The organism is Dyadobacter ginsengisoli DSM 21015 (assembly GCF_059568735.1).
In genome coordinates this window covers 165798-180786 of sequence record NZ_JCANTY010000003.1, presented here as the reverse complement: position 1 = coordinate 180786, position 14989 = coordinate 165798, and the positions used below count along the sequence as shown (strand labels likewise).

Below are 14989 nucleotides of genomic sequence, written 5' to 3'. Positions count from 1 at the left end.
TAGCTGGTACAATTCGGCCTTTGGCATTTATCTCGATAATCACTTACACAAGACTGGTTGCCCACTGAACTGGCAACCCATAACCCTGTTTCTTATGTTTAAGAATTACTTGAAGATCGCCTGGCGGAATCTGCTCAAAAATAAGACCTTTAGCTCCATCAATATTCTGGGTCTTGCATTGGGAATGGCTTGCAGCTTACTGATCATGTTGTGGGTGCAGGACGAAATCAAAATGGACCGGTTTCACGAGCATGATGCGCGCCTGTATTCGGTAATGGAAAACCAATATTATTCCGGCGCCATCAATACCTATCCTGCAACACCCGGTATTCTGGCGCAGAATATAGTAAAGGATATCCCCGAGATCGAGAAAGCCAGCCAGCTGCTTTGGGAAGTGTCTCCGGTTTTCCGTGCAGGAAATGTGTACGATAATGAAAAGGGCCGGTATGTGCAGGGCGACTTTCTGACAATGTTCTCCTTCGAACTGAAAGCGGGTGATCGGGCGACGGCATTGAAACGGCCGGACGGTATAGTGATTTCCCAAAAAATTGCCGACAAATACTTCAAAGGCCAGGACCCGATGGGCAAGGCCATCCGCATCGACAATAAGGATGACGTAGTCGTAACCGGTATCCTGGAAGAGATGCCAAGGTATTCTTCTATGAAATTCGATTTCCTGATGAATTATGACCGTTGGATCAAAAGTGCCAAATGGGCGCAGGAATGGGGTAACAATGGTCCCCGGTGCGCGGTCATGCTGGCGAAAAATGCCGATATCGACAAAGTGAATGCGAAAATCAAACATTACGTCAAAACCAAAAACAAGGACAGCAATGTCGAGCTCTTCCTGATCAATTATGGCAAGTCATACCTCTATTCAAAATGGGACGCCGGTAAACAGAATGGCGGCCGGATTGAATATGTCCGCATGTTCACGATCGTCGCGGTTTTTATCCTCATTATCGCCTGTATCAACTTTATGAACCTGGCAACCGCCCGTTCGGTGAAACGGGCCAAGGAAGTGGGGCTACGAAAAGTCGTTGGGGCATATAAGAGCAGTCTGATCGGTCAGTTTATGGGTGAGTCCATTCTTATTACAGTACTCTCACTCGTGGTAGCCATCGTTATTGTGGTTGTACTGCTGCCGGGTTTTAATACGCTGACAGATAAACGGCTTTCGCTCGATTTTCTGGATCCTTCGTTTCTCGGACTGTTGCTGGTCCTTACCGTTGTCACCGGACTGGTTGCCGGTAGTTATCCGGCATTGTTTATGTCGTCGCTTAACCCGGTGACCATTCTTAAGGGAGCATTGAAGTTCAAACCCAGTGCAACTTATTTCCGGCAGGGGCTGGTCGTATTTCAGTTTGGTCTGTCGATCCTGCTAATCCTGTCGATGATTGTCATTTACAGGCAGATTGAATATATCCAGCATAAGAACCTTGGTTTCAGTCAGGAAAACCTGCTTTATCTTCCGGACGTGGAGAATACGATGGGGACCAATTTTGATGCTTTCAAGCAGGCGCTCGAAAGTGAGCCGGGTATCAAGTCCGTGGCGCGTTCGCAGGCAAGCCCGCTCAACTACGGTAGTTCCACGATGGGCGTGAGCTGGCCCGGCAAGGATACTACCAAACAGTTGCTGTTCAATGTAAATCCGGTGGGTTTTGATTTTATCAAAACAATGGGTGTTAAGCTTATCAATGGCCGCGATTTCAGTCCGTCGTTTGGCACCGACACTTCCAACTACCTTGTCAATGAGGCCGCCGCGAAGAAAATAGGCTATAAAGATCCGGTGGGTAAGGAACTGACGATGTGGGGAAAAAAAGGAAAGATCATCGGCCTGATGAAAGACTTTCATATCGGATCGCTGCATGTGCCCATAGAACCCCTGATCGTCAGCCTTCAACCTAAGAATGAAGCGTGGGGTGTAGGGATGATACGGACAGAGGCAGGCAAAACCAGGCAGGCCATTGCCAGCATCGAGAAGGTATTCCGGACTTACAATTCGGGCGTGCCATTCAAATATCATTTCGCGGACGAGGAGTTTGGCAACCTGTACAAAGCTGAAACCGTCGTGAGTAAACTATCTAATTATTTCGCTTTCCTCGCCATTTTTATCTCTTGCCTGGGGCTGTTCGGACTCGCTGCATTTACAGCAGAGCAACGTACTAAGGAAATCGGTGTGCGCAAGGTGCTTGGCGCGAGTGTGACCAATCTGGTAGGCATGTTGTCGGGCGACTTCCTGAAACTGGTCGGCGTAGCCGCGCTCATTGCTTTTCCCATTGCCTGGTATTTCCTGAACGGCTGGCTTGAAAAATATGCGTTCCGGATCAGTATCGAATGGTGGTACTTTGCCCTGGCCGGCATCGCTGCCCTGATGATCGCATTGCTTACGGTGAGCTTTCAGGCCATTAAGGCTGCACTAATGAACCCGGTGAAATCCCTCAAAAGCGAGTAGGCTGCCCACATTCACTGGCAGCCGATGGCCGGTGGGCCTGCCTCGGCCGCAATAATCTCTGTTTGCTTATGTTTCTCAACTATTTGAAAGTCGCGTTCCGTAATTTTTTCAAATACAAGACTTTCACATTCATCAACAGCTTTGGCCTTGCTCTCGGTATCGCAGCATGCCTGTTGATGTACCTGTATGTCGCGCATGAGCAAAATTATGACGGCTACCACGGTAACGCGGGCAAAATTGCACGCATTACTTCACGTCTGACGGGCCCGGAAACCGATATGGCCATTGCCAGTAGTCCGTCTCCGCTGGCGGATCTCCTGAAAAAGGATTTTGCCGAAGTTGCGAACGCGGTCAGGCTTCAGGCGGTGGATGCTGTTTTCAAGCTTGGGGAACAACCCGTATCCGAAAAAAATGTCTACTATACGGAGCCAGGTGTTTTTGAGATTTTCAGTTATCCTTTTCTGGAAGGGAATGCCAAAACTGCATTGGCACAACCCCATGCGGCAGTGCTGACCGAAGAACTGGCAAAAAAGTACTTCAAAGGGCCGGCACTAGGCAAGAGCTTTATCTGTAACCGGGAACGGTATGAAGTAACCGGCGTCATGAAGGACTTGCCAAGCAATTCGGATATGAAAATCCAAGCGTTGCTGTCCAAAGATTTTTCCGGTGAAAAGGTCTGGCTGGACGATTTTCCGAATTATACCTTCGTGCTTTTTCGCTCGGCGCCTTCGCTTGCGGATTTTAACAAAAAATTACACACGGTTAGCCAGCGCTATATCCGGCAGGAATTCAAGGCCGCCCAGGCCTCCGATTGGTCTCTGCATTTTCAGACGGAGCTGCTTCGGGACGTGCATTACAGCGAGGGCAAGCTGGCCGATATGCCCAAGGGCGATCGTTCCTACAACTATCTTTTCTCGGTGCTGGCCGTGTTTGTATTCGTGATCGCATTATTGAATTACATTAACCTGTCTACCGCGAGAGCAGCCGATCGTGCAAAGGAAGTAGGGATGCGCAAGGTGATTGGAGCCGGTAAAAGCCAACTTGTCATCCAATTCCTCGCCGATGCTTTTCTTGTCAACCTGTTTGCCTGTGCCGCAGCTGTACTGATTGTCGCTGTGACGGAGCCGGCTTTTAACACGATGTTGAATATTGACCTGGGGTTTGACCTGCTCGTCCACGCGCCGGCAATCTGCGGGGTTTTGTTGTTATCCACATTTTTGGCGGGATCGTATCCTGCATTCATCCTTTCAGGATACGATCCGGTCAAAACATTAAAGGGACGGTTCTCGCAATCCGTGCAAGGGCTTGTGCTGCGTAAGGGCATTACGGTATTTCAATTTGCATTGGCAGCGGTGATGCTGATCGGTACCATTGTGGTTTACAGTCAGATGAGATACCTGCACGATCGTAATCCGGGTTTCAACAGGGAGCAGGTGGCTACGGTATTTCTGCCCGGCCAGGAGGATACACTCACAAGAAGGAGTATCTCTCCGTTTGTACAGGCCCTCAGAGGGCATTCGGATATCGCCGCGGTATCGGTCGGTAGCGGCATGCATCCGGAAAGCATCCTGCCGGGTGCGAGCACCCTGATCAGCGGAAAGGAGAAGAAACGGGAGCTGATGAGCAATTATATGTTTATCGATGAAGAGATGATCCCATTGCTCGGCATTAAGCTGCGTGAAGGCCGGAACTTTTCGCGATCATTCAAAACGGATGAACAGGAAGCATTTATCGTCAATGAAGCCTTTGTGAAAATGGCAGGATGGAAAAATGCGGTGGGACAGCAGATCGAAGGGTTCGGACATAAGGGTAAGGTGATCGGCGTTGCCCGTAATTTCCATTACCGCTCGATGCACAATAGAATCGAGCCGGTGGTGATGATTTACAATACTTTTCCCGCCAGTACGGTTACGATAGGCCTCCGGACCGAAAATCTGGCCGAGGTAGAGAAGCTCTGGAAAGCACATTTCCCCGGTTATCCTTTCAGCTATGCGTTCCTCGATGAGTCTTTCGATAAACTCTACGCGAATGATCTGCTACGCATGCGGATATTCAACTATTTCACGATACTCGCGGTGATAATTTCCATGCTGGGGCTGTACGGGTTAATAGCCATTGTTACCACGCAGAAGACGAAGGAGATCGGTGTCCGGAAGGTATTAGGGGCGACTGTCGCGGGTATCACCCTCATGTTGTCGGGCAGCTTCGTACGCCTGGCTGCATTAGCTTTGGTGCTGGCGTTTCCGCTCGCCTGGTACCTTACCGATAAGTGGCTTCAGAATTTTGCATATCATATTACAGTTCAGCCGTGGATGTTCCTGGCAGCGGGATTGACTTCCATAGCCATTGCATTGCTGACGGTAGGATTTCAGAGTATTAAAGCGGCTCTTGCCAATCCGGTTGAGAGCTTAAAAAACGAATAAACTGACGGGCCATGTTTCAGAACTATCTCAAAATCGCCATTCGAAATCTTACAAGAAATAAGATTTTTTCAATGATCAACATCGCAGGACTCTCGCTGGGCTTAACCTGCTGTATGCTCATCGTCCTCTACACGAAGGATGAAGTGAGTTTCGACCGCTTTCAGAAGAACAAGGACCGGCTTTACCGCATTACGGTCAGGATGTCCGATGAGAAGGAGACGCGTACCATGGGTAGCACGAATGCAGTCCATGGCCCGGGGTTTAAGCAGGAGATTCCGGAGATCAAGGAGGTGATCCGGGCACAGAGCAATTCTTTTGTGGTTAAAAAGGGAAATGAGGTACTGAAAGAAGATGTCCTCTTCGCGGATGAACCGTTTTTCTCGGTTTTTTCAATGCCGCTGCTTTCCGGTGACCCCAAAACCGTTTTGTCGGACATCCATTCCATCGTTTTGAGTGAGGATCTGGCAGAGAAATATTTCGGAACCAGAAATGCGGTAGGGAAGACGCTGAACCTGAAAATCGATGACCAATTCGAGCCTTTCGTGGTATCCGGCGTTGCGAAGCGCTGCCCGGAAAACTCATCCATTCAGTTCGACGCCGTACTGCCGTTCAAATTTCAGGAGTCGAGAGGCTGGACGGACAAAGAATGGCTGGGCTTTTACATGAACACGTTTGTGCTGCTGCATGACAAGGCCGATTATCGTGCTGTGGTACCGAAAATGAACCAGGTGTTCCGTTCCAAATCTGCCGAGGAAATCGGTAAAATCAAGGATTTTAAACAGCGGTACTTTTTTGATCTGCTCCCTTTTCTGGATATGCATTTGAACACTGCAAGCGGTGATATGCGCAATGGGCTCGATCATGCCAGCAGCCCCATTTATTCATATATCCTCTCCGGTATCGCGATTTTTATCCTGCTGATCGCGTGCATCAACTTTGTGAACCTCACGGTTGCGCGCTCACTCAATCGTGCGAAGGAAATAGGGATAAGAAAAGTGGTGGGCAGCCTTCGCAAACAACTCATTTATCAGTTCCTGGGAGAGTCGTTCCTGCTGTCGTTCATTGCATTCGCACTGGCTATCGCGCTTACCCAGCTGGTGTTGCCGGTATTTAACGAACTGGCCAATAAGCAGCTTGCCTTGTCGTACCTGCTGGATACCGGACTGGTTTCCGGCTACATCGCATTGTTTGCCGCAACAGGACTGGTCGCGGGTGTTTATCCTGCGCTGGTACTCTCTGGTTTCAGTCCGGTCCAGACGCTCTATAACCGGACGAAACTGACGCAAAAAAACTACCTCACCAAAGGCCTGGTCATTTTCCAGTTTGCATTGTCGGTTTGCCTGGTGATCGGTACAATTGTTATCTACTCCCAGTTCAGATATCTGACGGGCAAGGATCTCGGCTACAATGATGAAAATCTGGTGAGCTTTGGATTGGGACGCGGCGGGCCCGGTAAGGAGATCATGGAGGTAATCCAGCATGAGCTGAGAAGTATTCCCGGCGTTGCTTCTGTGGCCGGGTTTAATGGTAATTACAATAGCACAGGTGCCAAGATCGGCGACCAGAGCATTGGCTTTGGATACATCGGCGTGGATGACAATTTCCTCAGTACATTACAGATACCTTTAGTAAAAGGCAGGAACTTTTCTAAAACCTATTCCACTGACCCCGAGGAGTCGGTGGTTGTGAATGAAGCATTTGTGAAGGAGGCTGGCTGGCGGGACCCGGTTGGGCAGGAGATCAACTTTGACTGGAAGAACAAAAAAATGAAGGTGATCGGCGTGATCCGGGATTACCACTATGCCTCTCTGAAAGATACGATCAAACCTTTGCTGCTAACCCAGGACCCCGGTTACCGTCTGGGCACCGTATTTGCCAAGCTCGACACCAGGGACATTCCGGCTACAATGAAAGCCATCGAGGCGACTTTTCGCAGACATATCAAATACCTGCCTTTTGAATACAAATTCGAGGACGTAGCCAACCTGAAGCGGTACGAATCGGAGGCAAAATGGAAGCAGATGATCACGCTTGCGGCACTGTTGTCAATTTTTGTTTCCTGTATCGGTCTTTTTGGACTGGCGACATTTAATGCCGAAACACGGGTCAAGGAAATTGGCATCCGTAAAGTGCTGGGCGCATCGGTAGCGAGCATTACAGCTTTGTTGTCAATGGATTTCGTGAAGCTGGTACTGATTTCGATCTTGATAGCACTGCCGTTGTCCTACTATGGGGCTAGCATATGGTTACAGGATTTCCCTTATCGGATATCGATCTCGTGGTGGTATTTTGCATTGGCTGCTATTCTGGCGATATCGATCGCGATCCTAACGGTAGGTTATCAAAGTATCAGAGCCGCGATGCTGAACCCGGTGCAATCGCTCAGGAGTGAATAAAATGTCAAGTTAGCGATCATCTTTTTTTACAAAACTACCCGAACCCATGTTTTACAATTATCTGAAAATCGCAATCAGGAACCTGCTGGCGTCGCGTCTGTTCACGGCACTCAATGTGTTGGGGCTGACAGGAGGAATGGTCACTGCCGTCTTTATCCTTTTGTGGGTACAAAACGAGCTGAATTTTGATGCCTATCATGCCAAAGCGCAGCAAACCGGACACGTAGTAACGCACCTGAAAATCAGTAATGAGGAAACATGGCACTGGTCGAACACGCCTATGCTGCTGGCCGACCAGGCAAAAAGGCTTCCAGAAATCCAGGCGGTTACGCGAAAGGCTCCGGCGGGCAATACCACGATCCGGGCAAATGGGAAAAAAGTGAATGCGGAAAATATGGTGTACGTCGATCCGAACTGGTTTGATGTGTTTGATTATCAATTTATTTCAGGCTCAGGGGCGCAGCTGCGTTCGGGCATCCGAAACGTTGCGATGACCCAGGCAAGGGCTGAAATGCTCTTCGGGACCTCGGATGTCAGCGGCAGGACGATCCGGATCGATACATTGGACTACGTGGTGGCCGGTGTTTACCGGAATAACCCGGCGAATTCCAGTTTTCAGTTTGACTATATCCTCCCGATGGGCGCATATTGGGCGAATCCCAAAAATTTTGACAACGACAATAACTGGAACCAGTTCAATTACGAAACCTACCTCGTGGGGCGTGCGGGAACGAACTGGGCGCAAACGAGCAAGAAACTGACCCGCATTGTTTCTAATCTGAAAAGAGACGACAACGGAAAGCCCTCCACCAATACCACATTGGAAGTCGAGCCCTTGACAGCCATGCATTTCAACAAGGATATCCAGGGGGCGGCGCAGAGTAAGGGGGACCACAGAACGGTGTATATCTTTTTCGGACTTGCCGTAGTTATTTTGCTGGTGGCCTGCATTAATTATGTCAATCTTACCACTGCCCGCGCGAGTGTCCGCTCGCGTGAAGTAGGCGTCAAAAAACTGTTGGGAGCTGGTTCTTCCCACCTGTTTGGTCAGTTCATGATCGAATCTGTGTTGACCTGCCTGCTCGCACTCGTACTTTCTGTCTGCCTGGTTTTTTTACTGTTGCCCCAATTCAACGAGTTGACCGGGAAAGCGTTCGAACTGTCGTTCTCGGACCGCTCCTGGTGGTATGTATTGGCCGGAACGACCGTGGCGGCAATTGTTTTGACAGGCATTTATCCGTCCTTGCTGCTGTCGTCCTTCAAGCCGTTTGAGATCCTGCGGGGCAATCAGCTTCTGGGTTCTACGACTGGCAGCTTCCGGAAAGGCCTTGTAGTGGTACAATTTGCGGTGACGATCGTCTTCCTGATTTCGACGCTGGTAGTGTACCGGCAAATGAAATTTGTCCGCGAGAGAGCGCTGGGCTACGATCGGGCGCATGTTTTTACATTCCGGATTCCGGGTAATGCAAGGGGGAACGCCGATACGGAGGCGTTCAAAGCTGAGTTGCAGCGGGAATCGAGTATTACGAATGTTACGATTGCCGGACAAAATATCGTGCAGATCGCGAGCAGTTCTTCCGGCTCTTACGAATGGCGGGGCCGTCCGAAGGATTTCATCCCGACCGTTTACCAGATTCCGGTGGAAAGTGATTTTCTTCCGATGTTCAATCTCAAAATGGCGGATGGACGCTGGTTTGGAGCCGGTAATATCGCTGATCTGAACAATGTGATATTGAATGAAACTGCGGTGAAGAAATTGAACATACCGAAACCGGTCATCGGGCAAGGGTTTGAATTCAGGGGAAATAAAGGGGTCATCGTCGGGGTGGTCAAGGATTTTCATTTCAAAAGTCTTCGTGATAAAATAGAGCCGCTGGTGCTGTTTCAGGATAAAATCTGGAAAGGCAGCCTGTATGTTAAGGCAGCCGCAGGGCAGGAGGCGAAGGCTATCCGGGCGGTTGAAAAAATATGGAACAAACAGGTCCCCGACTACGCGCTTTCATACAGCTTCCTTGATGAGACTTATGACAGGCTTTACAAGAGTGAAGAACGCACGGCAACCCTCTTTAATACATTCACGATCGTTGCCGTAGTGATTTCCTGTATGGGATTGTTCGGACTTGCGACCTTTACAGCGGAACGACGGACGAAAGAGGTTGGGATCCGCAAGGTATTGGGTGCGTCGGTAGGCTCTATTGTCGCATTGCTGTCCATCGATTTTGTCCGGTTAGTACTGGTGGCTATCGTGCTGGCTTCGCCGGTAGGGTATTATTTTATGCAAAAATGGCTGGAAGGGTTTGAGTATCGTATTCAAATGGGCTGGCTCGTGTTTTTTGCCGCCGGTACCGGTGCGGTGGCCGTTGCATTGCTGACGATCAGCTACCAGAGCATCCGGGCTGCATTGACGAACCCTGTAAAATCGTTAAAAAGCGAATAGTTGTCTGTCTGCACTGCCATGTTCAGGAATTAGTTCGAAATTGTGTTCCGTGCGTTTTTACGTTCATTAATGTAGCCGGTCTTTTTGAAGATTCCCGGCCCTTGAAATCCATAAAATTCATATTACTTACTATATCGACGAGGTCAATTTGACAGTAAATATCATCCGAATCCGTAGTATCAGACAAGAGCCACTGTTGCACTAAGTCGTTTCAGTCCAATAACGAACAAGAGTGTCCGAATGCGGACACTCTTGTTCGTTATTGTTGGTGGTAATTATTTGTAAATGAGTTAGTTGAGTGAGTTTGTGTTGGGTTGGTACAATTATTCAATCCGGATTTTGTCCACTTTACCAGCCATGATCAAAAACTATCTGAAAATCGCGTGGAGGAATATCTTGAAAAACAAGATGTTCTCTGCTATCAACGTCTTCGGCCTCTCGGTCGGGATGACCTGTTGCATGCTCCTGCTCCTTTATATTCTGAGCGAAGTCTCCTTCGACAAGCATCAGGAGCATGTCAACGACCTCTATTTGCTGCGTTGCGAGAATGTGCAGTCGAATGGAGAGAAAATGGATAATCCCCGTGCACCGGCACCTTACGCACAGGCGGTCAAAGCTGAATACCCTGAGGTGGTTCAGGTGACACGCCTCTGGCAAAACTTCCTGGAAGACAAAGCGTTGCTTACGGTTGAACTGCCGGGAAAAGGCCCGCTGTCCTTTTATGAAACCAAGGGGACTCATATCGATTCTACTTTTTTTGATGTCTTTACCTACCAGTTTCTGGAAGGGGACCAGCGGACTGCGATGAACGACCTGCATTCCATTGTCCTGTCGGATGTGCTCGCGAAAAAGCTGTTCGGTAGCGAATCGGCATTGAACAGGATCATCAAAGTCGGAGGGAAGACCGGCCATAATGAAAACTTCAAAGTGACGGGTGTATTCCGGGATGAAAGCCACCGCTCACATATAGATGCCCATTATTTCGTCTCATTGAAAGCAGGTTGGATCGGCGATTACCTTCGGCAGCCCAATCTCAACTTTACAAATAACAATATGTTCTATCATTACCTGCGCCTCCGCCCGGGTACTGATGCCGACGAGTTCAGCAGGAAACTTCCCGCATTCATTGAAAAGTATGCGCGCAAGGATTTGAAAATTGCCGGTTTTGACAAAAAACTGGCCCTGCTTCCTGTGCGCGATATTCACCTGTTCAGCCAGATAGACCGTATCGTAACAGCCACTACGAGCCCTACTTATCTATATGTCCTGGCCTGTATTGCCGTATTTACATTGCTGATCGCCTGTATCAATTTCATGAATCTTGCCACGGCCCGTTCAGCCAAACGTGCAGCGGAGGTAGGCTTGCGTAAAGTAATGGGCGCCAACAAAAGCGGCTTGGTGGGCCAGTTCCTGGGCGAATCCATGGTACTGACATTCCTGGCTTTGCTGATTGCTGTTGTGCTGGTAGTACTTTGTCTGCCACTATTTAATGGGCTTGCGGATAAGGCGCTGGACATAAACGATCTTATGCAGCCGACCATTATTGCCGGATTTGTGCTGCTGGCATTCATTACGGGTTTGCTGGCAGGTAGTTATCCGGCATTTTACCTCTCGGTGTTCAATCCGCTGGATGTGATCAAGGGTAGGTTTGTCAATTCGGTTTCGGCCACTGCGCTTCGCCGGGGACTTGTGGTGTTCCAGTTTGTGATTTCAATAGGTCTCGTCGTAGCCACGATCGTTATACAGGGGCAGATCAGATTTATGAAGGAGCAGCCGTTGGGTTTTGTCAAGGACCAGCAGATTGTGATCCCGTTCCGAAGCGTAGAGTCGCGGCATGCGTATACTGCCCTCCGGAACGAACTGATACAGGATAGCAGGATCAGTTCGGCTTCCGGGACGGCCTATTACCCGGGTATACTGAATCCGAGTGATATGTCGGTTTTCCTACCCGGCCAAACCGTGAATGAGGATAATCTGCTCAAAACAAACTGGGTCGCCGCGGATTTTATGGAAACCATGGGCTTTCAACTTGTGGCGGGGCGCATGTTTTCTAAACAGTTTCCGGCTGATACCAATTTCAAAATCGTGGTAAATGAAGCCGCATTGCGGAAATTTGGCATCCCGCTCGAAAAAGCTGTGGGGCAGCAGTTCCATTTTAACCGGGGAGAAGACACGCCCGGAGCGGTGGAGGTGGTGGGCGTGGTGAAGGACTTTCACTTCCAGGACCTGCACAAGGTAATTGAGCCTTATGCTTTCTTTCTCAATGCCAATACGGATTTTAACTACCTGATCGCGCATGTCAACGGGCAGGATGCCGCTACCGTAATTCCATTTATCGAAAGTAAATGGAAGAGCCTTGTTCCGGACGAACCTTTCGCATACAGTTTCCTGGACGAAGATTTTCAGAACAACTACGCTGCTGACGCCCGGACATCCCGGCTGGTCAACGCCTTCACCATTATTTCCATCATGATTTCTTGTCTGGGATTATTTGGTCTGGCAGCTTTTGCGGCACAACAGCGCATCAAGGAAATCGGTGTCCGGAAAGTACTGGGAGCTTCTGTAGTGAGTATTGTAAGGCTTTTATCCAGAGATTTTCTCAAACTGGTTGTGATATCCATTGTAATCGCAACGCCATTGGCCTGGTATCTGATGAACCGCTGGCTGAACGACTTTGCATATAAAATCAGCCTCCAATGGTGGATGTTTGCCGGTGCCGGGGTTCTTGCGGTCGCTATCGCGGTCCTGACTGTCAGCACACAGGCCATCCGTGCAGCCATGACCAATCCTGTGAAATCTTTGAAAACCGAATAAAGAACGCTCGTCAGTTATGTTCAAAAACTATCTCAAAATAGCGTTGCGTAACCTTTGGAAAAACAAGGGTTACGCATTCATCAATATCGTGGGCCTTTCTGTGGCATTCTGTGTGAGTGTCTTTCTGTTCCTGACAGCCTACTTTGCGTTCTCCTATGATAATTTTCATGCGGATAAGGACAGGATTTTCCAGACCTATTTTTTCGCCAATGACCCAGAAGGAGCGAACCGTACGGCGTCGATGCCTTTGCCGATTACTCCGGCATTGAAAGCCGAATATCCCGAGATCGAGTCTATTGCAAGGGTGATCAACGGTTCGGATGTGGTGGAGTATAAAGGCAAATACCTGGATAAACAGATCAAGTTCACGGAGCCTGATTTTTTCAAGATTTTTACTTTCCCGTTTGTTGAGGGTAATGCACAAACCGCTTTGCAGGATTTGAGCAGTATAGTGATTACGCAACACATGGCCAAGGCGGTTTTCGGGAATGAAGAACCGGTGGGGAAGCGGATTGCCGTAGGCCTAGAAGGGAATAAAAAGCAATATGTCGTTACCGGGGTCCTGGCCGATTTTCCTGAAAATTCATCCCTGAAATTCGATGCTTTTGTGCGTACGGAAAACCTGGGCGGCTACCAGGAGCAAAAGGGTTATTGGGATAACTACTCGCACAATGTGTTCCTTAAATTGAAACCGGGGGTAGATAAGCTTGCATTTGAAAAGAAACTGAAACCTTTCACGGCCAAGTATTTCTCTGAAACTATTTCCAAACTTAAAAAGAAGGGCGCGAAGCCAGACGAAAGAGGTGATTTGTACTCGGTACGTCTCCAGAAACTGGAAGATATTCATTTCGATCGCGAAATTTCGGGTGGCAACGACGCGTCGCTGGTGTATGCGTTGATGGGTATCGGTATTTTTATCCTGCTGATAGCCAGCATCAATTTTATCAACCTCAATGTCGCGCGCTCATTTATCCGTGCACGCGAGGTAGGCGTGCGTAAGTCGCTCGGAGCCTTGAAGCAGCAACTTTTCTTTCAGATCTGGGGTGAAGCCGGTGTAGTTTGCTTCCTGGGCTTTCTGACGGGCATTGTGCTGGCCGTATTGCTTTTGCCGGCGTTCAATGCGACATTTCATTCCAAACTGAGCTTAGCATACATTTTCGAACCTGACAAGCTGGTCATGCTGGTGGGTTTGTTCTTGTTTGTTACGCTGGTAGCGGGCGGTTATCCGGCATTGCAGATGTCGAAGTTCAATGCAGTGGAGGTTTTAAAGGGCAAAGTGTCGCTCAAAAGACCGGGTGTATTGAGAAATTTGCTGATCATCGCCCAGTTTGCTTTATCGAGCCTGCTGATCTGCAGTACGATTATCGCAGTACAGCAGGTTGACCATTTACGAAAGCAGCCGCTGGGTTTTGAGAAAGAGCAGGTAATCAGTATACCGGTGGGAAGGAAGGTGAATGGGCAAACTGTGCTGCGCAGGATGCGCAATCGCCTGGCCGATGACCCCAACATCGCAGGGATTACCGGAACGGGCGTCAATCTGGGATTAGGCCGCGACCGAAGCTCTTCGCGCAGCGTCATAGGTTTTACATTCAAAGACCGGGAAGTGACTACCGATTGGCTGCATATCAGCTACGATTATCTGAAAACATTGAACATCAAATTGCTGGCAGGCCGGGAATTTAATCCGGCTTATCCGACCGATTCCATGGGTAAGGTCATTATCACCGAAAGCATGGCGAAGGCCATTGGTGAAAAGGATCCGGTCGGCAAATTCTTCCAGACCGACACGGCGGGAATTAAGCATCAGATCATCGGCGTGGTTCCCGATTTCAACCTGTATTCTTCCAAGTGGGAGACGAAGCCGATCACCATGTATCTGTCTCATTCAGACGGTATCGGCTACATTTTTGTACGGGTTATGCCGCAAAGCCTGACGACATCAATGGAGAAATTGAAAACCGTGTGGAAGGAAATTACACCGGAATCGGAATTTAAGGGCTCATTTATTGATGAAAACACCAATGCCTGGTATGAAGAAGAAGAGAGGCTTTCTCAGGTTTTCAGCCTGGCTTCGACAGTGGCGATCATTCTGTCCTGTCTCGGGCTTTTTGCAGTGGCATTAATCGTTATTGAGCAGCGCACCAAGGAGATTGGTGTTCGCAAGGTCTTGGGAGCCAGTATTTTAAATCTCGTATTTGTGTTGTCGCGTGAATTCGTCAAGCTCGTGCTCGTTGCGATCCTGATCGCAACGCCGGCAGCATGGTTTTTTATGCAAAAATGGCTGGATAATTACCCTTATCGCATTGAGATCAACCCGCTGGTGTTTATCGGTGTAGGTTTGGCCGCTGTGATCGTAGCGGTTGCAACGGTCAGTTTCCAAAGCATCAAAGCCGCATTGATGAATCCTGTGAAGTCGCTGAAGAGCGAGTAGAGGGTGATTTAAATCGATTTTGAAGAAACTAAT

The 14989-nt window shown here is 49.0% G+C and carries 6 protein-coding genes; all 6 read left to right on the top strand.

The window, feature by feature from the left end:
- The first annotated feature begins 94 nt into the window (after positions 1-94).
- Positions 95-2455 (top strand): ABC transporter permease, encoded by a 2361-nt coding sequence (locus tag BP71_RS11530; RefSeq protein ID WP_496379266.1) that lies wholly within the window; start codon positions 95-97, stop codon positions 2453-2455.
- Positions 2456-2523: 68 nt separating this feature from the next.
- Positions 2524-4878 (top strand): ABC transporter permease, encoded by a 2355-nt coding sequence (locus tag BP71_RS11525; RefSeq protein WP_496379264.1) that lies wholly within the window; start codon positions 2524-2526, stop codon positions 4876-4878.
- Positions 4879-4889: 11 nt separating this feature from the next.
- The gene (locus BP71_RS11520; protein ID WP_496379262.1) at positions 4890-7274 is read left to right on the top strand and encodes an ABC transporter permease; all 2385 of its coding nucleotides are present in this window, start codon (positions 4890-4892) and stop codon (positions 7272-7274) included.
- A gap of 46 nt (positions 7275-7320) precedes the next feature.
- Positions 7321-9711 (top strand): ABC transporter permease, encoded by a 2391-nt coding sequence (locus BP71_RS11515; protein ID WP_496379260.1) that lies wholly within the window; start codon positions 7321-7323, stop codon positions 9709-9711.
- A gap of 357 nt (positions 9712-10068) precedes the next feature.
- Positions 10069-12525: an ABC transporter permease gene (locus BP71_RS11510; protein WP_496379258.1), complete on the top strand. Its 2457-nt coding sequence runs from the start codon at positions 10069-10071 to the stop codon at positions 12523-12525.
- A gap of 16 nt (positions 12526-12541) precedes the next feature.
- Positions 12542-14956, top strand: a complete 2415-nt coding sequence (locus tag BP71_RS11505; protein ID WP_496379256.1) for an ABC transporter permease — start codon at positions 12542-12544, stop codon at positions 14954-14956.
- Positions 14957-14989 lie beyond the last annotated feature (33 nt).

Coding starts and splice junctions, on each gene's coding strand:
- BP71_RS11530 (WP_496379266.1), top strand. CDS start 95: ATGTTTAAGAATTACTTGAAGATCGCCTGGCGGAATCTGCTCAAAAAT.
- BP71_RS11525 (WP_496379264.1), top strand. CDS start 2,524: ATGTTTCTCAACTATTTGAAAGTCGCGTTCCGTAATTTTTTCAAATAC.
- BP71_RS11520 (WP_496379262.1), top strand. CDS start 4,890: ATGTTTCAGAACTATCTCAAAATCGCCATTCGAAATCTTACAAGAAAT.
- BP71_RS11515 (WP_496379260.1), top strand. CDS start 7,321: ATGTTTTACAATTATCTGAAAATCGCAATCAGGAACCTGCTGGCGTCG.
- BP71_RS11510 (WP_496379258.1), top strand. CDS start 10,069: ATGATCAAAAACTATCTGAAAATCGCGTGGAGGAATATCTTGAAAAAC.
- BP71_RS11505 (WP_496379256.1), top strand. CDS start 12,542: ATGTTCAAAAACTATCTCAAAATAGCGTTGCGTAACCTTTGGAAAAAC.